At 63.4% G+C, this 978-nt stretch carries 2 pseudogenes; both read right to left on the bottom strand.

Annotated elements, in window-relative coordinates:
- Positions 1-119 precede the first annotated feature (119 nt).
- Positions 120-610, bottom strand: a pseudogene (locus RN629_RS18200) (transposase); the annotation flags it as partial.
- A 262-nt stretch (positions 611-872) separates the two neighbouring features.
- Positions 873-978: pseudogene (locus RN629_RS18195) on the bottom strand (IS5/IS1182 family transposase); the annotation flags it as partial.

The raw sequence follows: 978 nt of genomic DNA, 5'->3' as shown, positions 1-978 counted from the left end.
GTCCCGTACGACCCAGGCAGGCATCCCCTAAGTGGCCCGCTTCGGATCGGTACAGGTGGCCCGTTTCACGTTGGAACGGTGGCCCGCTTCAGAGCGGTACGCCCGGCCCACTTCATCGGAATACGCAGGCTGCCATAGGTGCCGTTCGACAGCGCGAACGCCGAACGGACGTGCGCCAGCATCACCATGTCATCGCGTTGCCGCCGGCTGGCCGGACGATCCTTCCAGGCGAAATAGCCGCTCTGGCTGACGCCAGGCACCTGGCAGAGGCGGTGTACGGGGAAATCCTTCTTCGCCTGATCGATGAGCGCGAACCTCATCGACTTCCCTCCCGGGCGAAAAAAGCGGTCGCCCGCTTCAGTATGTCGCGCTCCTGCCGAAGGACTTCGTTCTCCCGCCGAAGGCGCTTCTGCTCGGCCGCCATATCCGCCTGTGGCGCTGTGCCGGGCATCTCTGCCAGGCGATCCCGGCTGCGGCTGATCCAGCGCACCAGCGTCGACAACCCGACGCCCAAATCCTCCGCTATCTCGCGCTGTGTGCGTCCGCTGGTCGCCACCAGCCGGACCGCTGCGTCCTCAAACTCCTTCGTGAACCGTCGTGGCTTCGTCATCGAGTTCGCCTTTCACCTTAAGGGAACTCTCCACTTTTCCGGGGCAAGTCCATAGCACACCTCGAATCGTTCAGGGCGAACACCGTCGATGCCGCATCCGTCTATGTCGCGATCAGCAGGGCGCGAAAGAACGCGGCCATCTATACCGACAACCGTGCCAACCTCACTAATACCCTCCGCTTACGTGACGGGGCGCAGGTCGGGGCATTGGAATTTGGCTTGATAGCCCAAGAGCCATCCCTCTAGGGTCAGGACTCGTTGATCACAGCCAGAAGATGACGGTTGCAGCGAGCGCGATGGCGGAGAGGAAGACGGTCGGGCACCGATCGTAGCGGGTGGCGACGCGGCGCCAGTCCTTCAGGCGTCCG

It is taken from the genome of Facivitalis istanbulensis (assembly GCF_040560405.1).
GTDB lineage: Bacteria > Pseudomonadota > Alphaproteobacteria > Sphingomonadales > Sphingomonadaceae > Sphingomonas > Sphingomonas istanbulensis.
Note: the sequence above shows the minus strand (reverse complement) of the source record. Positions and strands in the feature narration are given on the sequence as shown.